Origin of the sequence: Streptomyces sp. MB09-01 (genome assembly GCF_033794505.1) — a bacterium.
Taxonomy (GTDB): domain Bacteria; phylum Actinomycetota; class Actinomycetes; order Streptomycetales; family Streptomycetaceae; genus Streptomyces.
Genome location: NZ_JARAYQ010000058.1, coordinates 1 through 17,776, shown reverse-complemented (window position 1 = coordinate 17,776; position 17,776 = coordinate 1). Strand labels below are relative to the sequence as shown.

Here is a 17,776-nt window from a genome sequence, read left to right as displayed (position 1 = left end):
TGATGAGTGCTGCCCCCGCGGCCCCCGCCGCTTTCGCCGCCCTGTTCTCCCCCTACGCCCTCCGTTCGGTCACGGTCCCGAACCGCGTGTGGATGGCGGCGATGTGCCAGTACAGCGCCGAGGCGTTCGGCCCGAACGCGGGCGTGGCCCACGACTGGCACTTCGCGCACTACGCCGCCCGCGCCGTCGGCGGCACCGGCCTGATCATCCAGGAGGCCACCGCCGTCTCCCCGGAAGGCCGGATCACCCCCTACGACCTCGGCATCTGGAACGACACCCAGGTCGAGGCGCTGCGCCGGATCACCTCCTTCCTCAAGGCCCAGGGGACCGTTCCCGGCATCCAGATCGCGCACGCCGGCCGCAAGGCCTCCACCGACCGCACCTGGAAGGGCGGCGGCGCGGTCGGCCCCGAGGCGCACGGCTGGCAGCCCGTCGCCCCGAGCGCCGTCCCCTTCGCCGAGGGCGGCCACGTGCCGCACGAGCTGACGGTCGACGAGATCGCCGGGATCACCGCCCAGTTCGCGGCCGCCACCGAGCGCGCGCTCGCGGCGGGCTACGAGGTCGTCGAGATCCACGGCGCACACGGGTACCTCATCGGGGAGTTCCTCTCCCCGCACAGCAACAAGCGCACCGACGCCTACGGCGGTTCCTTCCAGAACCGGACCCGCTTCGCCCTCGAAGTCGTGGACGCCGTACGGGCGGTGTGGCCCGAGGAGCTCCCGCTGCTCTTCCGGATCTCCGCCACCGACTGGCTGGAGGAGGACGGCTGGACCGCCGACGACACGGTGCAGCTGGCCCGGCTGCTCCAGGAGCACGGCGTGGACCTCCTCGACGTCTCCACCGGCGGTCTCGCCCCCGGGGTGTCGATCCCCGTCGGCCCGGGCTACCAGGTGCCCTTCGCCGCCAGGGTCAAGGAGGAGACCACCCTCCCCGTGGCCGCCGTCGGCCTGATCACCGAACCGGAGCAGGCCGAGAAGATCCTCGCCAACGGGGAGGCCGACGCGGTCCTGCTGGCCCGGGAGCTGCTCCGCGACCCGTACTGGGCCCGCCGCGCGGCCGCCGAGCTGGGCGCGGAGATCCGTACGCCCGAGCAGTACCACCGCTCCTGGTGACGGCGGTGCGGCTCCGGCGCCCGGCCGGCGGCGGAGCCGCACCTCCCGGTCCCGCCGATCTCCGCGGGGCTCCCGACTGCTTCGACGACTCTCGTACGATGGGGGCCCGCAGCAAACCGAGTGAGTGGAGCAGGGACATGACGGAACGGGACGCCGGCCGCACCCTCGCCCACCCCGGAGCGGCCGAGATCCGGCTGGAGGGCGTACTGCACGCGCTCTCCGACCCGGTCCGGCTGTCCATCGTCCGGGATCTGGCCGCCTCGGCCGCGGACCTGGCCTGCTCGCACTTCGACCTGCCGGTCACCAAGTCCACGACCACCCACCACTTCCGCGTCCTGCGGGAGAGCGGAGTCGTACGCCAGACCTACCGCGGCACCACCAAGCTGAACGCCCTGCGCCGCGACGACCTGGAGGCCCTCTTCCCGGGCCTCCTCGACAGCGTCCTCACGGCGGCCGAGGCCGAGGCGTCGCGGCTCGCCTAAACCGCGGCGTTCCACCGGTGGAGCAGCCGGCCGTCCGGGCCGAAGACGTCCATGCGGTAGCCGTGGGGCAGCGTGACGCCCTCGCTGAGCGTCAGGTACGCGGTGACGGAGGCCGCCTGCTGCTTGAACCGGTCGTCGCCCGTGTCCGGGTTGTGGGTGCGCACGACGATCAGGGGTGTTGCCCCGTCCGGCCCGGGCACCTGCTCGATGCCGTACACGTCGGCGTCCCCGCCCGCCCGCCGGTAGCGCTCGGCGAGGGCCGCCGCGGCCGGGGGAGCGGCCGGGCTCGTCACGGTGGGGCCCGGCGCGGGTGCGGCGGCCCCGTCGGCGCCCTCGTCCGTGCACCCCGACAGCACGGCGCAGGCCGCCACGGTCACCGCAAGTACCAGAATTCTTCCGCGCATCACCGCAGCACTCTAATGGGCGACGTCCCCTACGCCAGCCCCGCGGCGCCCAACAGCCCCGGCCAGTCCGGGATCTTGACGGAGCGGCGGCCCAGGGATCGGCCCAGATCGGCCTCGGCCGTTTCGATGGCCTGCCAGCCCGGCCACTCCACCGGGTGCAGGCCCGCCGCGCGCAGGGCGTCCAGCGGGTCCCCGGGCAGCTCGCGCCGGGCCAGCACCGCCGCGTCCTGGAGCAGCGAGGAGGCGGTCTCCTTGGCGCACGGCCGGTTCGTGCCGATCACCCCCGTCGGGCCGCGCTTGATCCAGCCCGCCACGTACTCGCCGACCGAGACCCGGCCCGCGCGGACCACCCGGCCCGCCGCGTGCGGGACCGTCCCCCGTTCGGGGTCGAACGGCAGCCCGGCCAGCGGAACGCCCTTGTACCCCACCGAACGCAGCACCAACTGCGCCTCGATGTCCTCGTGGACGCCCGTCCCGGTCACCCCGCCGCGCCCGTCCGGGGCGGTCCGCTCGAAGCGCATCCCGGTGACCCGACCGCCGGGCCCGCCGAGGATCTCCACCGGGCGCAGGTAGAACCGCAGCGCGATGCGGCGCGGCTCCCCGCCCGGATCCGCCTCCGCCCAGCCGCGCAGCACCTCCAGGTTCCGCCGGGCCACCGCCGGCAGCGCGGCGGCCGCGCCCGGATCGCAGTACATGGGGTCGAGCGCCAGCTCGGCGCGGTCCGCCAGGGTGTCCACCCCCGGCAGGGTGCCCAGTTCGCGCAGTTCCTTGGTGGTGAACTTGCCCTGCGAGGGTCCGCGCCGGGCCACCATCGCCACCCTGTGCACCCCGCTGTCCGCGAGTGCGCCGAGCGCCGGCTGCGGCATGTCCGTCGGCGCCAGTTCTGCCGTGCCGCGGGCCAGGATCCGGGTCACGTCCACCGCGACGTTGCCCGCCCCCACCACCACCGCCGACTCCACCCCCGGCAGGTCGAAGACCTCGCCGAGGGCATCGGGGTGGCCGCTGTACCAGGACACGAAGGCCGTCGCGGAGTGCACCCCGGCGAGCTCCTCGCCGGGGATCCCCAGCATCCGGTCCCGCGCCGCGCCCACGCAGTACACCACCGCGTGGTACAGCTCCAGGAGCCGCGCCGTGGACAGCTCCGGCCCGCCCACCTCGACGTTCCCGAGGAAGCGGATCCGCTCGTCCTCCAGGACGGTGCGCAGGCTGCCCTGCAGCGACTTGATCTTCTCGTGGTCCGGTGCGACCCCGTACCGCACGAGACCGTACGGGGCGGGCAGCCGGTCGAGCACATCGACCCGCACCCCGGGCACCTCGCGCTGCTGGACCAGCGTCTGGGCCGCGTAGACCCCGCTGGGGCCCGATCCGACGACGGCGACACGAAGCACGGCGGAGCTCCTCCCGCAGGTGGTCCCAGCATGACACCGCCCCCCTCCGACGTCAGCCCATCGCGCGCATCCGGTGGATCTCGGCGCTCTGCGTGGCCACCACCTCGGTGGCCATCTCCTCGACCGCCACGTTGTTGCCCGCGGCCAGCGCCTCGCCCGCCATCTTCAGGGCGCCCTCGTGGTGGGCGGTCATCAGCTCCAGGAAGAGCCGGTCGAAATCGGCGCCCCTGGCCCCGGTCAGCTCCTCGAGCTGCTGCTCCGTCGCCATGCCCGGCATCGCGGCGTGGTCGTGTGCGTGCCCCCCGGAGCCGCCCGACGGCGATGGATGGATGGTCAGCCACTTCTCCATCGCCCCGATTTCGGGCCGCTGGGCGGCCGAGATCCGCTCCGCCAGCCGCTTGACCCCGTCCGCCGCGGCCCGCTCGGGGGCCAGCGCGCTCATCGTCAGTGCCTGGCGGTGGTGTTCGATCATGCGCCGTACGTAGGCGTGGTCGACGGCGTTCGGGCTGTCGTCGGGCTTCGCCTCAGCGGCCTGTTCGGGGGTGAGGGTGCGCGCCTTCTCGCCGGGCCGGCCCGGGGCGACGACCACGGGCCCTCCCTCTCCGGCCCGGTCTGCCCCCTCGTCCTCACCCTGGCATCCGACGAGCGTCAGCAGGAGGCCGGCGGTGGCGATCGCCGCGGCGGTGCGGCGGAGCGGCGCTGTCGGCGCTTCGCGGCCCCGGAGGGCTTTTGCCATGTCCATGGAAAGGAAGATACTGCCGGGGTCCTGGTTCCGTTCCCTTGCGGGCGGAACCGATCGGGCTCCCCCATCGGAGGGCACAGTGACCTCACCACACACCAGGAGAGTGCGGAACAGGAGGGTGGGGGTGGCCGTCGCGGCGGCCGGGCTCCTCGCCACGCTCCTGGCAGCCGGACCGGCGTCGGCCACCCCCGACCCGGGCGACTTAGCACCCGGCAGCAGCAGCGCCAACCAGCAGGGCGCGAGCTCCGTCGAGAGCAGGGAACTGGCTCCGGGCGACATCCCCGGCCAGGACGAGATCGTGCACAGCCGCAACATCACGTTCCTGGCCAACGTCCCCAGCACCGATCCCGCCAACATCAATTCCGACCTGGCCTTCCAGGGCAGGTACGCCTACGCGGGCAGCTACAGCGGCTTCACGATCTACGACATCGCCGATCCGAAGGCGCCGAAGACCGTCTCCCAGGTGCTCTGCCCAGGTGGCCAGAACGACGTCTCCGTCCACGGGGACCTGCTCTTCCTCTCCACCGACTCCTCGCGCAGCGACGACTCCTGCAACAGCGTCTCGCAGCCCGCGACGGAGAAGTCCTCGTGGGAAGGCATCAAGATCTTCGACATCAAGGACAAGAAGAACCCCAAGTACATCAAGTCCGTCGAGACTGCCTGCGGTTCCCACACCCACACCCTGGTGCCGGGCGACCGGGACATCTACCTCTACGTCGCCTCGTACTCCCCGAACGAGGCCTTCCCCGACTGCAAGCCGCCGCACGACGGCATCTCCGTGGTGAAGGTCCCGAAGAAGGCGCCGACGAAGGCCGCGGTCGTCGCCTTCCCGATCCTCTTCCCGGACGGCGGCAACCCGGGCCAGCCCACCAACCCCGGCGTCTCCAAGACCACCGGCTGCCACGACATCACCGTGCTGCCCTCGAAGAAGCTGGCCGCCGGAGCCTGCATGGGCGACGGCATCCTCTTCGACATCAGCGAGCCGGAGCAGCCGAAGGTCATCGACCGGGTGCAGGACAACGTGAACTTCGCGTTCTGGCACTCGGCCACCTTCAACGAGCGGGCGAACAAGGTGGTGTTCACCGACGAGCTCGGCGGCGGTTCCGGTGCCACCTGCAACGAGGCCACCGGTCCCGACCGGGGCGCCGACGGGGTCTACGACATCACCGGCCGCGGGGACCAGCGCAAGCTCGTCTTCCGCAGCTACTTCAAGATCCCGCGCCACCAGGCGGACACCGAGAACTGCGTGGCCCACAACGGCTCGCTGATCCCGGTCGGCGGCGGCCGCGACATCATGGTGCAGGCCTGGTACCAGGGCGGCGTGTCCGTATGGGAGTTCACCGACTCCGCCCGGCCCCGGGAGATCGCGTACTTCGAGCGCGGACCGCTGACGACGGACCGGCTCGGACTGGGCGGGTCCTGGTCGGCGTACTACTACAACGGGCACATCTACTCGAACGACATCGCCAAGGGCCTCGACGTGCTGCGGCTCGACGACTGGCGCACCGAGAGCGCGAAGTGGGTGTGGATGGACCGGCTCAACGTGCAGAGCCAGCCCGAGTACCACTGACGCCCACGTCGCTAAGGGTATGAGGGAAACGTTCCGCCGGGCGGCCCGCCGTCCGGCGGAACGCCGAGCTCCCAGTCCAGTCCGTAGCGCTGGAACAGCTCGGCCCGCAGCCGGGCCTCCGGCATCGGGGCGCCCGGCAGCAGGATCGCCACGACCGCCCCCATCAGCAGGGCCCGCAGCAGCGGATAGTCCGCGTCCACGTCCGCCGAGCCGTACCGGGCGACGGTGTCCCGCAGCAGCTCCGCCAGCCGCTGCTGCTCCGGACACCGCACGAAGCCCTCGGCCGTGAGGATGCCCGCCATGTGGGTCCGCATCAGCAGGGGCTCGTCCCGGGCCAGCCCGAGGATCGCGTCGATGGCGCGCGCGAGCCGCTCGCGCCCGTCGTCGGTGCGCGGCTCCCGCTCCAGCGCGGCTTGCAGCCTCAGGTGCATCAGCCGGTGCACGGCCGACTGCAGCAACTGCCGCTTGCCCGGGAAGTAGTACGAGACCAGGCCGCGGGCGGCGCCCGCCCGGTCGGCGATGTCGCCGAGGGTCGTGGCCTCGTAGCCGCGCGCGGCGACGAGCTCGACCGTGGACTGGAGCAGCCGCTCCCGGGAACGTCTGCGCAATTCTTCATTGACCGATGCGCTGCGCGGGACCATGCTTACTCCTGCGTTGACTGGCTCAGGGCCAATATACTCAGCGCACGGGGTCGCCTGCTCTGGGTGAAACGGGGGATCGCCCAGAGCAGGCACCCCACACCCCACACCCTTCACCGGTCCGCCACGTCGGACCCGCGCCGACGGCCGGAACCGGACGTCGCGAGCGCCACCACGGCGACGCCCAGCAGCCAGCCCGCCACCACGTCGGACAGCCAGTGGACGCCGAGGTAGACACGGGTGAAGCCGACCCCGAGCACCGAGACCGCGGCCACCGCCCAGGCGGCGGCCGGCGCCCACGCCGGGAGCGCACGGGGGAGCGGTCGCGAGAGGGGCTGGGAGGACGGCCGGGGGAGCAGCCACAGGAGCAGCCCGCACACCACCGTCGCCGTCATGGCGTGCCCGGACGGGTAGGCCGCGTAGTGCGCCGAGTCCACCGGATCGGGCCACACCGGTCGCTCCCGGGCCGTGAGTGCCTTCAGTCCCTGCTGCACCACCGTGGCCACCGCGGTGGCCAGCGCCACCCGGAGCGCCCGCTCCCGGTCACCGCGCCACCACAGCAGGACGCACGCGACGGCGGCCAGCGCCCGCATGGTCCAGGGATCCCACACCCAGTCGGAAAGCACCCGCATGGCCTGCGTGACCCCGGGGTGGGCGACGGCGTGGGCGTGCAGGTCCCCGGCGACCTGGACGTCCCAGCAGAGGACCGGCCGCCACCCCGCCACCACCACCGCCGTCAGGACCGAGATGAGCAGAGCGGCGAGGATGCCCGCCCACCGAAGGGGGTTGTTCCGCATGGGTCGATCCTCGCACCGGCGCGCGGGTCGCCGGGCCGCGCCGCGGGCGCACCACGAGCGCGCACTACGCCAGCGCGCTCAGTCCCGGCACGAAAGCCACCAGCAGCGGTACCGCCGGAACCAGCGTGGCCAGCGCCGTCAGGCGCAGCCTGCGGCCCGGCGACAGCCGGGGCGCGGCAGCCAGCAGCCTCCGCACCCGCTGCGGCACGTGCGCCTGCTGGGTGGAAGCCGCGAACACCCCCCGGTCCTCGTTGAGCCCGACCAGCGCCAGCGCGATCGTCAGCCGTCCGAACCGCCGCGAGGCCACGTCGTCGGCGGCCATCTCCACCAGCCGGTGCATCTCGGCCTCGAAGGCCGCGAAGACCGGGACCTGCGGGAACCCCCGGGCCAGCGCCCGCGAACAGTGCAGCAGCCAGTCGTGCCGGGCCGCCGCGTGCCCCTCCTCGTGCGCCAGTACGGCGTCGAGCTGGCTGCCCTTCAGCCGGCCCAGCGCCGCCGTGGTCACCACCAGCTGCGGGGCTGCTCCCGGCAGCCACCAGGCGTCCGGACGCGGACCCTCCAGTACGACGAGCCGCGCGCCCGAAGGATCCTCCCCGGGAAGCAGCGGGGCCCGTACGAGCAGTTCGCTGCCCTGCGCGCGCCGCCGGGCCCGTGCCCGCAGCACCTCACCGGTCAGCATCGCCCCGGTCCACAGAGCACCGCCCGCCAGCGCGAGCGCGGTGGCCGCGGCCCAGGGCCCGCCGGACGCGCCGAGGGCATAGGCGTCGACCACCCCGTGCGGGGCGGCGGCGAAGAGCCGGCCCCGGACCGCCTGCCAGGCGGCCGCCGCACTCAGCAGCATCGACAGTCCGAAGCACAGGAGCACGGCGCCGACCACGCACTGCCACGCCCACAGCGCCACGACCGGCTCGCGCTCGGGCCATCGGGCCCGGGCCAGCAGACGGGGGGCGAGCACCGCGGTCAGCGCGCCGAGCATCAGGAGAACGGCGGGGACCATCATGGCCGCCAGCCTATGAGTGCGGGACTACCTGCGGGTACGGCATCGGGGCATTGGTGACGCAGGACACGTCCGCGGGCGCCGTCACATCAAGAGCAGCATGGCCAACATCCCCATTCCCATGGCCAGTCGGCAGGCGCGGATCAACTCGGCCGGTCCGCCCCGGCCCGCGGCGGCCCGCTGCCCGGCCGGGCCCCCCGCGGTGAGCAGCCGGGTGCCCCCGAGCACCACGTACCCGGCGTAGTAGAGGAGCAGGGCCCCGGTCAGCAGAGGCGGCCCGGCGCCCTCGCCGTGCCCGTGGCCGCTCCCGGAGGCCGCTGCCGTCAGGCTCATGTAGACCATCGTCAGGGAGCCCACCAGGTGGTGCGTGTGGTGCGCCCCGCCCCGCAGCAGCCACAGGGCGTGCAGGGCCGCGCCGCAGAAGACCACCCCCAGCACGGGAGCCCGCCACCCGTCGGCGCGCGCGAGGGGCACGGCCATCAGCGCCATGCCGAACCCCATCACCGCCTCCGCGGCCGCCGCTCCGCCCGACGTGCGCACCCGCCGGAGGCAGTAGGCACCGCTCGCCGTGCACAGCAGCACCAGCAGCCAGGCGGACACGGAAACGGACACGGAGTCGGAAAGGGGCGTGGCGGAACCGTGCACGGCGGAACCTCCCGGTTCGTCGGCGTCACGCGTCACGGGGAGAGATGCCCCTCTCACACGGCGCTCACGCGGCCCCGGGATACGCTCTCCCTCGCCGCACCAGGCATGTCATATGCCACCGCACCGAACGGAGCGCCCGATGTCCACCGCCCAGTCAGCCGCCCTCAGTTTCCGCAGCGCCGTGGAGGCGGACGTACCGGAACTGGTGGCGCTCGTCGAGTCCGCGTACCGCGGGGACGCCAGCCGGGCCGGCTGGACCACCGAGGCCGACTACCTGGACGGGCAGCGCACGGACCCGGACGGGGTCCGCGCCGTCATCGAGAGTCCCGACAGCGTCCTGCTCGTCGTCGAGAGCGCGGGCGAGACCGTCGCCTGCTGCCAGCTCGAACACCGCGGGGACCACGCCTACTTCGGCATGTTCGCCGTCCGCCCCGGGCTCCAGGGCGCCGGCCTCGGCAAGGAGATCCTGGCCGAGGCCGAGCGCCGTGCCCGCGAGACGTGGGGTGCGAAGGAGATGCGGATGACGGTGGTGAACGTACGGGAGGAGCTCATCGCCTACTACGTGCGCCGCGGCTACCTGCGCACCGGCGAGCTGAGCCCCTTCCCCTACGGTGACGAGCGCTTCGGCGTCCCGCTCCGGGACGATCTCGCCTTCGAGCTGCTCGTCAAGGCGCTCTGATCCCTCGTCGGGACGGTCGGGCCCGTGGGGCCGTCAGGCGGTGAACCGGCCCGTGCTGCGGATCTCCGGGAGGTCCGTGGCCGCGCCGTTCAGCCCGAGCGCCCGTGCCAGCCGCAGCTGGTCCAGGGTGTTGACCGCCAGGGCGGTCACCCGCAGCCCGGCCGCGTGCGCCGACTCCACGATCTCCAGGGAGAGCAGGTGGATGTCCACCGCGACGGTCGCGGCGCCCGCGGCGAGCGCCCGGTCCACGATGCCCCCGCCGGCGCCGGGGGCCGCGTACAGGGTGGTCCGTACGCCGGGCACCAGCCGGGCCACCTCGGCGAGCAGCGCCCCGTCGGCGGAGGCCACCTCCACCCGGCCGGTCAGGTCGCGGCGCAGGATCAGCTCCGCCAGCACGCCGGCCGCGGCCCGGTCCCGTACGGACACCTGGAGCGGCACCCGGACCGCGTCCAGGACCTCCTCGAGGACCGGTACCCGCTCGCCCTGACCGGCGTCCAGCTCGCGCAGCTCGGCCAGGGTCAGATCGGCGACGGCCCCCGAGCCGTCGGTGGTCCGGTCCACCTCGGGGTCGTGCAGGGCGACGAGGGCGCCGTCCTTGCTCAGCCGGAGATCCAGGGCGATGACGTCCATGCCGGAACGTTCCGCTCGAACGAACGACCGCAGGGTGTTCTCCGGTTCGACACCCATGACCCCGCGGTGACCGATGGTGAGGAAAGTCAAGGTTCTCTCGCTTCCGTCGACGGCGGCTCCCCGCGCGGTCGCGGTGTCCCGACCGGCCGCGCGCGATGAGGACGCATGCTAGTGCGCCGAGGGTGCGAAGGGACCGTCCGTGCACCGCCCCGGAAGGGCGCTCAGGCCGCTTCCCGCCAGGGTTGTGCGCCCCGCGGCGGCCGGCGCACCGCCCGCCGCGTCACCCGGGCGTGGGCGCGTCCCCGTCGGCTTGACGGCTTCCGGCATCGGCCCCCGAGCCGGCCCGCCCATTGCCGGCGGCTCCCGCCTCCGGGAGCGCCGCCAGGTCGGTGAGCAGGGCCTCGGCCAGCTCCAGCTCGGCCAGGTGCTGGCGTTCGCTCCAGCGCAGCGCCAGGGCGGGGAAGGCCCATTCCGGTACGCCGTCCGCCTGCTCAAGGGCCTCCCGTACGGCGGCCAGCTCGCCCCGGGTGCGCTCCACGTGCTCGTCGACCATCGCGCGCAGCCGCTCCGGCTCGGCCAGGTGGCCGAGCCAGATCCGCAGCAGCAGACCGTGCTTGAGCACCGGCGGTCCCGCCTCGGCGGTGTCGGCGGCCCAGCCGGACAGGGCCGCGCGGCCCGCGCCGGTGATGGCGTACCGCCGTTTGGCCCGCGCCTCCTCGGGTCCCGAGCGTACGGAGGCGGCGTAGCCGAGTTCCTCCAGACGGCGCAGCTCCGCGTAGATCTGGCTGATGGCCGGTGACCAGTAGAAGAAGCGCAGCGAGGAGTCCGCCCACTTCTTCAGCTCGTAGCCGGTCCGCTCGCCGGGGAAGGAGAGCAGGCCGAGCACGGCCCACGCGGTCGGCGGAAGCTCTTGCTTCTTCGCTCCATGACTATTAGTCATATTACTAATTGAAGTGAGACCGGGCACGCGACGCAACCCTGGGGGCACCGTGAAATTCTCCGTGATCTTCGAGGCTCAGCTGGCCGATCCGACCGTCGAGCGGGAGCACCAGGTCATCCGCGACTGCGTCGAGCAGGCCGTGCTGGCCGAACGCATGGGATTCGACCGGATCTGGGCGGTCGAGCACCACTCGCTGAAGTGGTACGCGCACATGTCCGCCCCTGAGATCTTCCTCAGCTGGGTCGCCGCCAAGACCAGCACCATACGCATCGGCCACGGCGTCGTGTGCATGCCCTTCCACTTCAACCACCCCGTCCGGGTCGCCGAGCGGGCCGCGATGCTCGACCTGCTGTCGGGAGGCCGGCTCGACCTCGGAGCCGGGCGCGGCGGCACCGAGCAGGAGACCTCGCTGTGCGGGGTGGACCGGGAGCGCACCACGGCGGAGGTGGAGGAGGCCCTGCGGATCATCGGCAGGGCCTGGCAGGAGGAGGAGCTGGAGTACCACGGCGAGCTGATCGACATAGATCCGCACCCGATCCTGCCGCGGCCGCGGCAGACCCCGCATCCGCCGCTGTTCCTGGCGTGCAGCCGGGGCGAGACGCTCGTGCAGGCGGCCGAGCTGGGGATCGGGGCGCTGGTGATGGGCTTCGCCGGACCCGAGTCGATCGCGCAGCTGCGCGCCGTCTACGACGCCGCGGTCGCCGGGCGGGACGGCAGCCGGTTCGTGTCCACCGTGGTCAACGACCACTTCTCCGTGCTGTGCCCGACCATCGTGCTCGACGACAGGGAGGAGGCGCGCCGGATCGGCGTCCGCGGCCAGCGGTTCTTCGCCCAGTCGATCGGCCACTGGTACGGCGGGGCGGGTGTCCCGGACGAGGCCGTCGTGGCGGGCGCCGACGAGGGCGCGGAGATGCGCAGGGCCGCCGAGCAGGTGGTGGCCCGGCTGCACGAGCTGGACATCCCGGTCCGGCCGGCCTCGACGGCCACCTTCAACGCCGACCACGCCTACGGGAGCGCCGACGACGCCATCGCGTACGTGGAGCGGCTCAGGCGGGCCGGGGCCGACGAGATCATGTGCCTGGTCCAGATGGGCACGGTGGAGCAGGAGGCCTGCCTGGAGACCCTGAGGCAGTGGGGGGAGAAGGTCATCCCGCACTTCCGCGGCATGTGATGTCCGCCTCCGTCGCGGGCCCCGGCCCCGCACTCCTCTGTCCGGCGGGAATCGGCCACGGGCCGGGGGAGGCCTTGGCGCAATTGGGCGGAGCGCTCGATTCCGCCCTGACGAACGGGAAGACTTCCGGCGAAGCGGGGGGTGTCGCAGGATAATTTCCGGAGCCACCTCTTGAACGGAAGAGCCTCACGCGCATACGCTGCCTTGACGTGAGGTTCTCCTGTGGAGGAAGTGACATGACGGAAACTCTTGTGCCGGGTACCGGCGGCGCCGTGATAACCGCCGAGACGCGGGTGGTCGACCACCCGGCGTGGCCCGAGCTCAAGGCCGCCGTGGAGGAGATCCGTCCCTGGCAGGCCAAGGACGGCTCCATCGACTTCGAGGCCGAGGGTGCCCCCGCCCGGCACACCGCCGAGGCCGCGGTCGGTCGCGTGATCCGCGCCGTCGAGACACTCTCCCCGATGCTCCCGCACGCCACCGCGTACCACGAGGCGCTCGTCGCCGACCTGCGCAAGTGGGCCGCGGGCGACTTCCAGGTGCCGGACTTCCTCGACTCGCTGCTGGCCTTCCACCCGGCCGCCGAGCGCGCGGACGGCCTCCAGCACCTCGTCGTCTTCCCGATGTACACGCAGAACGGCAACCCGGACCGCAATCTGGAGGCCGTCGTCCTCAAGATGGTGTGGCCCGAGTGGCTCGCCGAGCTTGAGCGCACCCGGTACGACAACCCGCTCTTCCTCGGCATCACCTTCGAGGACTTCACCGCGGGCTACGACACCCACTCCGCCGTGCTCTTCCCGGAGACCATCGCCGTGCGCGAGGCCCCCGAGCGCTTCACCTGGGGCGGCATCTTCTGCGACCGCGAGGCCGCGCGCTTCCGCAAGGTCACCTCGGCCGCCGTCGACATCCTCGGCGTCGAGCTGCCCGCCGACATCGCCGCCATGGTCACCGACCAGGAGCGCTGCGAGAAGGCCTTCGTCCTGTGGGACATGGTCCACGACCGCACCCACAGCCACGGCGACCTGCCGTTCGACCCCTTCATGATCAAGCAGCGCCAGCCGTTCTGGATGTACGGCCTGGAGGAGCTGCGCTGCGACCTCACCGCCTTCAAGGAGGCCGTGAAGCTGGAGTCCGAGGGCAACGAGCACGGGCGTGACGTGCAGTACGCCGTCCTCTTCGACCGGATGTTCCGCTTCCCGGTCTCCGGCGACCGCACCCGCAACTACGACGGCCTCGGCGGCCAGCTGCTCTTCGCGTACCTCCACAAGCACGACGTCGTGCGCTGGACGGACAACAAGCTGAAGATCGACTGGATGCGCGCCCCGCAGGTCACCAACCAGCTGTGCGCCGAGATCGAGGACCTCTACCGGGCCGGCATCGACCGCCCGAAGCTGGTGCACTGGTTCAAGGCCTACGAGCTCGTCTCGACGTACCTCGCCCCGCACCCGGGTTCCAAGTGGGCCAAGGGCCCCGACGCCCTCGACATGACGCAGCCGCCGCGCAAGCTCGTGGACGACGTGCTTCCGGACGAGTTTCCGCTCAGCATGTTCTTTGAGGCGCTCGCCAAGAAGCTCAAGGGAGTGATCGCCTCCACGAAGGGCATCACCGCCCTGAATGCAGAGCAGGCCGAGCGAGTCGCCGCGTGAGCGCTCGCCCACAGGAGGCTGGACAGATGAACGGCTCCGGGAACGGCAACGGAAAGCTGCACGGAGCGGTGGTGGCGGTGGCCGGGGCCGGCGGCCCCGCCGGCCGTGCCACCCTGCTCCGCCTCGCCGAGGCGGGTGCCGTGGTCGTCGCGTCCGACGCCAATCCGGCGCGGCTCGCGGAGGCCGTGGACGCGGCACGCTACGCCCACGGCGGCGCCACCATCACCGGTGACACCGTGGACCTGCTCGACCTGGCCGCCACCCAGGCCTGGGCCGAGCAGACCGAGAAGGAGTTCGGCCGGATCGACGGGCTGGTCCACCTCGTGGGCGGCTGGCGCGGCAGCAAGACCTTCACCGACGTCGACCTCGCGGACTGGGACTTCCTGGAGAAGCTCCTCATCCGTACCGTCCAGCACACCTCGCTGGCCTTCCACGACGGACTGCTGCGCAGCGACCGCGGCCGCTACGTCCTGGTCAGCCAGTCCGGCGCGCACAAGCCGGTCGCCAACAACGCCGCGTACAACGCGGGCAAGGCGGCGGCCGAGGCCTGGACCCTGGCGATGGCGGACTCCTTCCGCAAGGCGGGGGGCGACGAGGGCCCGGGCGCCGCAGCTGCGATCCTGGTCATCAAGGCACTGGTGCACGACGCGATGCGCGCCGAGCGTCCCAATGCGAAGTTCGCGGGCTTCACCGACGTGACGGAGCTGGCCGAGGCCATCGCCGGCATCTGGGAGCGGCCCGCCACCGATGTGAACGGACAGCGTCTGTGGCTCACTCCGCAACCGTGAGAACCGATGCCGGGAAGACCGACGCCCGGCGCCACCACGATCCGGCGGTGCGCGGTTTCGCGAGCGACAACTACGCGGGGGTGCACCCCGAGGTGCTCGCCGCCGTCGCCCTGGCCAACGGCGGCCACCAGGTCTCGTACGGCGAGGACGAGTACACCGAACACCTGCAGAAGATCTTCCGCAGCCACTTCGGTCCGTACGCGGAGACCTTCCCGGTCTTCAACGGCACGGGCGCCAACGTCGTCGCCCTGCAGGCCATGACGGACCGCTGGGGCGCCGTGATCTGCGCCAAGACCGCCCACATCAACGTGGACGAGGGCGGCGCGCCGGAGCGGATGGCGGGCATCAAGCTGCTCGCCGTTCCCACTCCGGACGGCAAGCTGACCCCCGAGCTGATCGACCAGGAGGCCTGGGGCTTCGAGGACGAGCACCGGGCGATGCCGCAGGTCGTCTCCATCACGCAGAACACCGAACTCGGCACGGTCTACACGCCGGACGAGATCCGTGCCATCTGTGAGCACGCGCACGGCCTGGGCATGAAGGTGCACCTCGACGGTGCCCGGATAGCCAACGCCGCGGCCTCGCTCGACGTGCCGATGCGCACGTTCACGAACGCCGTCGGCGTCGACGTGCTGTCGTACGGCGGCACCAAGAACGGCATGATGTTCGGCGAAGCCGTGGTGGTGCTCAACCCGGACGCGGTCCGGCAGATGAAGCACATCCGCAAGATGTCGATGCAGCTCGCGTCCAAGATGCGGTTCGTGTCGGTGCAGCTGGAGGCGCTGCTCGCCAAGGACCTGTGGCTGCGCAACGCCCGGCACGCCAATGCGATGGCGCAGCGGCTGGCCGCGGGCGTGCGCGAGACGGACGGGGTGGAGATCCTCTACCCGGTGCAGGCGAACGCGGTGTTCGCGCGGCTGCCGCACGAGGTGTCGCGCCGGCTGCAGAAGCGGTACCGCTTCTACTTCTGGGACGAGGCCGCGGGCGACGTCCGCTGGATGTGCGGTTTCGACACCCAGGAAGAGGACGTGGACGGCTTCCTGCAGGCCCTGAAGGAAGAGATGGCGCGCTAGCGCCGATGTATGCATAGGTATGCCCTCGACTGTAAATCTATTGATCTACGGTCGGGGGCCTGTCTATGCTCCGGGGCATGCAACTGATCCAGCAGAACCCCGATGTTCACGCCTATCTGGCGTCTGACGAGGCCATCGATCACTGGCATCCTCTCGTTCAGAACACCGCCGACGACCTCTGGTCTGCCACCGGAGACGCATACTCATACGCCAAGGCGGCCTTCGAGTTCGTCCGCGACACGATCCCGCACTCGGCCGATTCCGGGGACCTGCGGGTCTCCTGGCGCGCCTCCGACGTCCTCGCCACGCGCAACGGCATCTGCTACGCCAAGTCCCACGCCCTCGCGGCCCTGCTGCGCGCCCAGGGCATCCCGGCGGCCCTCTGCTACCAGCTCCTCGCCGAGGGCGACGGAAGCAACCCCGTCATCCACGGGCTCGTCGCCGTCCGGCTGCCCGGCAGCGAGGACTGGGCCCGGATCGACCCGCGCGGCAACAAGCCCGGAGTGGACGCCCGGTTCGGCCTCGACGTGGAGCAACTGGCCTTCCCCGTGCGTCCGGAGCTCGGCGAGATCGACTACCCCGAGCTGTACGCCGCCCCGCACCCGGCCACCCTCAAGGCCCTCAAGGAGTCCGCCGACCGGCCGGAGCTGTGGCGGAACCTTCCGGTCGCCCTGTAGCGACCACCGGCGGCCGTGCGTGCGCCCGCGGCGCCGTCAGCACGTGCAGCAGGGCGGCCGCGAGCTGCGTGCCGGCGATCCCGGTCAGCAGCATCCACGCGGGCGCGTCGGCCGCGAACCCCACCAGGGCCGCCCCGGTCGACGCCGCCGTCACCTTGAGCCCCGCGCCCAGGGTGAACACCTGCGTCCGCACCCCGTCGGGTGCGTGCTCCGCGCGGATCCGCAGCGTGGACGTCAGCAGCGGGCCGTCGCACACCCCCGCCACCGTGAACAGCGCCGCCGTGACGGCGACCGACGGCGTGAACGCCGCCGCGGCCAGGGCCACCCCCGTCCCGGCCAGCGCCCACCGCACCAGCCGGCCTGGTGCCACGGACGTCATCCGGCCCAGCGTCAGCGAGCCGCCCAGCGCACCCACCGCGAAGGACGTCATCAGCACGCCGCCGGCGCCCGGGCTGCCCGTCTCGGCGGTCAGCAGCACCGCCGTGGTGGTCAGAGAGCCGATGCCGACGAAGGCCAGGGTCGTCGCGGAGGTGACCGCGCGCAGCTCCCGGACCCGCCACAGGGCGGCCAGCCCCGCCCCCAGCCCGGCCCGGGGCGTGCCGGAGGCCCGGCCCGCGCGGGGGTCCCCGTACGGGAGGGAGGCCGCCAATGCCGAGGCCAGCGCGGCCGACACCGCCAGGAGGGCCATCGCCGGCGCGCCGGACCACACGGCCGTGGCGAGGCTGACCGCCGCCGGTGCGGTGACGCCCGCGGCGTTGTAGGTCGAGGCGTCCCATCCGTACGCCCGGTCCCGCCCGGCCCCCGCCGGGACCAGAGCGGTGACCAGGCTGGACAGTCCGCCGGTGACCATCGGCCCGCAACTGCCGCCGAGCACCGCCACCGCGAGCACCAGCGGGGTCGGGGCCCGGCCCAGCAGCACGGCCAGCGCGGCGACCGCGGTCGCGAACCCGGCGAGGGCGCCGGCGTGGAAGAGCCGCGGCCGGCGGGTCCGGGCCGCGGCGGCGCCCGCCAGCGGAGCCGCCAGGACGTGCGGAGCGAGCCAGGCGGTCAGCACGAACGCCCCGTACGCCGCGCTCCCGGTGCGTTCCAGGGAGAGGAGCACCACGGCCATCGCCATGCCCTCCGAGGCGAAGCGCGCGGCCGATGCCGCCGCCAGATACCGGCCCAACCCGCCCATACCCGCCCCCGAAGTGTGTGGTCACGCACGCAACCGCGGACGTTACGTCATATGGGTGTACGGGGAAAGGATCCGGTCCCGGTGGAGTCCCGTTGGAAGCGGGGAGGGCTGGTAGGAAACTTTCTTGTCAGACAACGTTGTCAGCCTGGCGTGGGCATGAGTATCTTCGGCCACCGGAACCGCTCTCTCCGGCACCCCCTCCCACCGGAAGGCCCCCCATGCG

19 protein-coding genes are annotated in these 17,776 nt (G+C 72.5%); 9 read left to right on the top strand and 10 right to left on the bottom strand.

Going from position 1 to position 17,776, the window contains the following annotated elements; translation table 11 throughout:
* The first annotated feature begins 2 nt into the window (after nucleotides 1-2).
* The gene (locus PV721_RS15015) at nucleotides 3-1,112 is read left to right on the top strand and encodes an NADH:flavin oxidoreductase/NADH oxidase (RefSeq protein WP_319724236.1); all 1,110 of its coding nucleotides are present in this window, start codon (nucleotides 3-5) and stop codon (nucleotides 1,110-1,112) included.
* Between the two features lie 137 nt (nucleotides 1,113-1,249).
* Entirely contained in the window at nucleotides 1,250-1,594 is a 345-nt protein-coding gene (locus PV721_RS15010) for a helix-turn-helix domain-containing protein (protein ID WP_319724234.1), read from the top strand.
* Here PV721_RS15010 and PV721_RS15005 read toward each other — a convergent pair.
* From PV721_RS15005 to PV721_RS14995, 3 genes are read right to left on the bottom strand one after another with little or no spacing between them, the layout of a single operon-like run.
* A complete protein-coding gene (locus PV721_RS15005; protein ID WP_319724232.1) occupies nucleotides 1,591-1,998 on the bottom strand; it encodes a hypothetical protein in 408 nt (135 codons plus the stop codon). The two genes, PV721_RS15010 and PV721_RS15005, sit on opposite strands and share 4 nt — an antisense overlap.
* 29 nt (nucleotides 1,999-2,027) lie before the next feature.
* A complete protein-coding gene (locus PV721_RS15000) occupies nucleotides 2,028-3,386 on the bottom strand; it encodes an FAD-dependent oxidoreductase (protein WP_319724230.1) in 1,359 nt (452 codons plus the stop codon).
* 52 nt (nucleotides 3,387-3,438) lie between these two features.
* A complete protein-coding gene (locus PV721_RS14995) occupies nucleotides 3,439-4,128 on the bottom strand; it encodes a DUF305 domain-containing protein (protein ID WP_319724228.1) in 690 nt (229 codons plus the stop codon).
* A 79-nt stretch (nucleotides 4,129-4,207) separates the two neighbouring features.
* On the opposite strand from PV721_RS14995, the gene PV721_RS14990 reads away from it, so the two are divergent.
* Complete coding sequence (locus PV721_RS14990) at nucleotides 4,208-5,698, top strand: hypothetical protein (RefSeq protein ID WP_319724226.1); 1,491 nt, start codon at nucleotides 4,208-4,210, stop codon at nucleotides 5,696-5,698.
* Nucleotides 5,699-5,709: 11 nt separating this feature from the next.
* Here the strand turns inward: PV721_RS14990 and PV721_RS14985 are convergent, their stop codons facing one another.
* The 4 genes from PV721_RS14985 to PV721_RS14970 form a co-directional block, all read right to left on the bottom strand.
* On the bottom strand, nucleotides 5,710-6,339 hold the full coding sequence (locus PV721_RS14985; protein ID WP_319724224.1) for a helix-turn-helix domain-containing protein: 630 nt from the start codon (nucleotides 6,337-6,339) through the stop codon (nucleotides 5,710-5,712).
* A gap of 110 nt (nucleotides 6,340-6,449) precedes the next feature.
* Nucleotides 6,450-7,133 (bottom strand): phosphatase PAP2 family protein, encoded by a 684-nt coding sequence (locus tag PV721_RS14980; RefSeq protein ID WP_319724222.1) that lies wholly within the window; start codon nucleotides 7,131-7,133, stop codon nucleotides 6,450-6,452.
* A 64-nt stretch (nucleotides 7,134-7,197) separates the two neighbouring features.
* The gene (locus PV721_RS14975; RefSeq protein WP_319724220.1) at nucleotides 7,198-8,133 is read right to left on the bottom strand and encodes a M56 family metallopeptidase; all 936 of its coding nucleotides are present in this window, start codon (nucleotides 8,131-8,133) and stop codon (nucleotides 7,198-7,200) included.
* Between the two features lie 81 nt (nucleotides 8,134-8,214).
* A complete protein-coding gene (locus PV721_RS14970) occupies nucleotides 8,215-8,775 on the bottom strand; it encodes a DUF5134 domain-containing protein (RefSeq protein ID WP_319724264.1) in 561 nt (186 codons plus the stop codon).
* A gap of 139 nt (nucleotides 8,776-8,914) precedes the next feature.
* Between PV721_RS14970 and PV721_RS14965 the strand changes: the two genes are divergently transcribed.
* Nucleotides 8,915-9,454, top strand: a complete 540-nt coding sequence (locus PV721_RS14965; RefSeq protein WP_319724218.1) for a GNAT family N-acetyltransferase — start codon at nucleotides 8,915-8,917, stop codon at nucleotides 9,452-9,454.
* Nucleotides 9,455-9,487: 33 nt separating this feature from the next.
* Here the strand turns inward: PV721_RS14965 and PV721_RS14960 are convergent, their stop codons facing one another.
* Both PV721_RS14960 and PV721_RS14955 read right to left on the bottom strand, forming a co-directional pair.
* Nucleotides 9,488-10,174, bottom strand: a complete 687-nt coding sequence (locus PV721_RS14960) for a glycerophosphodiester phosphodiesterase (protein WP_319724217.1) — start codon at nucleotides 10,172-10,174, stop codon at nucleotides 9,488-9,490.
* Nucleotides 10,175-10,364: 190 nt separating this feature from the next.
* Nucleotides 10,365-11,024, bottom strand: a complete 660-nt coding sequence (locus PV721_RS14955) for a PadR family transcriptional regulator (protein WP_319724216.1) — start codon at nucleotides 11,022-11,024, stop codon at nucleotides 10,365-10,367.
* 49 nt (nucleotides 11,025-11,073) lie between these two features.
* Here PV721_RS14955 and PV721_RS14950 point away from each other — a divergent pair, with 49 nt between their 5' ends.
* From PV721_RS14950 to PV721_RS14930, 5 genes are all read left to right on the top strand, one after another.
* Nucleotides 11,074-12,195 (top strand): LLM class flavin-dependent oxidoreductase, encoded by a 1,122-nt coding sequence (locus tag PV721_RS14950; RefSeq protein WP_319724215.1) that lies wholly within the window; start codon nucleotides 11,074-11,076, stop codon nucleotides 12,193-12,195.
* A gap of 236 nt (nucleotides 12,196-12,431) precedes the next feature.
* Nucleotides 12,432-13,838: a DUF6421 family protein gene (locus PV721_RS14945; protein WP_319724214.1), complete on the top strand. Its 1,407-nt coding sequence runs from the start codon at nucleotides 12,432-12,434 to the stop codon at nucleotides 13,836-13,838.
* A 26-nt stretch (nucleotides 13,839-13,864) separates the two neighbouring features.
* Nucleotides 13,865-14,626, top strand: coding sequence for an SDR family oxidoreductase (locus tag PV721_RS14940; RefSeq protein ID WP_319724212.1), 762 nt, complete (start codon nucleotides 13,865-13,867; stop codon nucleotides 14,624-14,626).
* Nucleotides 14,605-15,699, top strand: coding sequence for a threonine aldolase family protein (locus PV721_RS14935; protein ID WP_416371104.1), 1,095 nt, complete (start codon nucleotides 14,605-14,607; stop codon nucleotides 15,697-15,699). The genes PV721_RS14940 and PV721_RS14935 overlap by 22 nt, the downstream gene beginning before the upstream one ends.
* 77 nt (nucleotides 15,700-15,776) lie before the next feature.
* Nucleotides 15,777-16,376: a transglutaminase family protein gene (locus tag PV721_RS14930; protein ID WP_319724208.1), complete on the top strand. Its 600-nt coding sequence runs from the start codon at nucleotides 15,777-15,779 to the stop codon at nucleotides 16,374-16,376.
* Here the strand turns inward: PV721_RS14930 and PV721_RS14925 are convergent.
* The gene (locus tag PV721_RS14925) at nucleotides 16,321-17,553 is read right to left on the bottom strand and encodes an MFS transporter (RefSeq protein ID WP_319724206.1); all 1,233 of its coding nucleotides are present in this window, start codon (nucleotides 17,551-17,553) and stop codon (nucleotides 16,321-16,323) included. The genes PV721_RS14930 and PV721_RS14925 overlap by 56 nt on opposite strands.
* Nucleotides 17,554-17,776: the final 223 nt, after the last annotated feature.

Excerpts from the sequence above, each read along its gene's own strand:
- PV721_RS15015 (WP_319724236.1), top strand. The coding sequence starts at position 3 with ATGAGTGCTGCCCCCGCGGCCCCCGCCGCTTTCGCCGCCCTGTTCTCC.
- PV721_RS15010 (WP_319724234.1), top strand. The coding sequence starts at position 1,250 with ATGACGGAACGGGACGCCGGCCGCACCCTCGCCCACCCCGGAGCGGCC.
- PV721_RS15005 (WP_319724232.1), bottom strand. The coding sequence starts at position 1,998 with ATGCGCGGAAGAATTCTGGTACTTGCGGTGACCGTGGCGGCCTGCGCC.
- PV721_RS14995 (WP_319724228.1), bottom strand. The coding sequence starts at position 4,128 with ATGGACATGGCAAAAGCCCTCCGGGGCCGCGAAGCGCCGACAGCGCCG.
- PV721_RS14985 (WP_319724224.1), bottom strand. The coding sequence starts at position 6,339 with ATGGTCCCGCGCAGCGCATCGGTCAATGAAGAATTGCGCAGACGTTCC.
- PV721_RS14980 (WP_319724222.1), bottom strand. The coding sequence starts at position 7,133 with ATGCGGAACAACCCCCTTCGGTGGGCGGGCATCCTCGCCGCTCTGCTC.
- PV721_RS14975 (WP_319724220.1), bottom strand. The coding sequence starts at position 8,133 with ATGATGGTCCCCGCCGTTCTCCTGATGCTCGGCGCGCTGACCGCGGTG.
- PV721_RS14965 (WP_319724218.1), top strand. The coding sequence starts at position 8,915 with ATGTCCACCGCCCAGTCAGCCGCCCTCAGTTTCCGCAGCGCCGTGGAG.
- PV721_RS14955 (WP_319724216.1), bottom strand. The coding sequence starts at position 11,024 with ATGACTAATAGTCATGGAGCGAAGAAGCAAGAGCTTCCGCCGACCGCG.
- PV721_RS14945 (WP_319724214.1), top strand. The coding sequence starts at position 12,432 with ATGACGGAAACTCTTGTGCCGGGTACCGGCGGCGCCGTGATAACCGCC.
- PV721_RS14940 (WP_319724212.1), top strand. The coding sequence starts at position 13,865 with ATGAACGGCTCCGGGAACGGCAACGGAAAGCTGCACGGAGCGGTGGTG.
- PV721_RS14930 (WP_319724208.1), top strand. The coding sequence starts at position 15,777 with ATGCAACTGATCCAGCAGAACCCCGATGTTCACGCCTATCTGGCGTCT.
- PV721_RS14925 (WP_319724206.1), bottom strand. The coding sequence starts at position 17,553 with ATGGGCGGGTTGGGCCGGTATCTGGCGGCGGCATCGGCCGCGCGCTTC.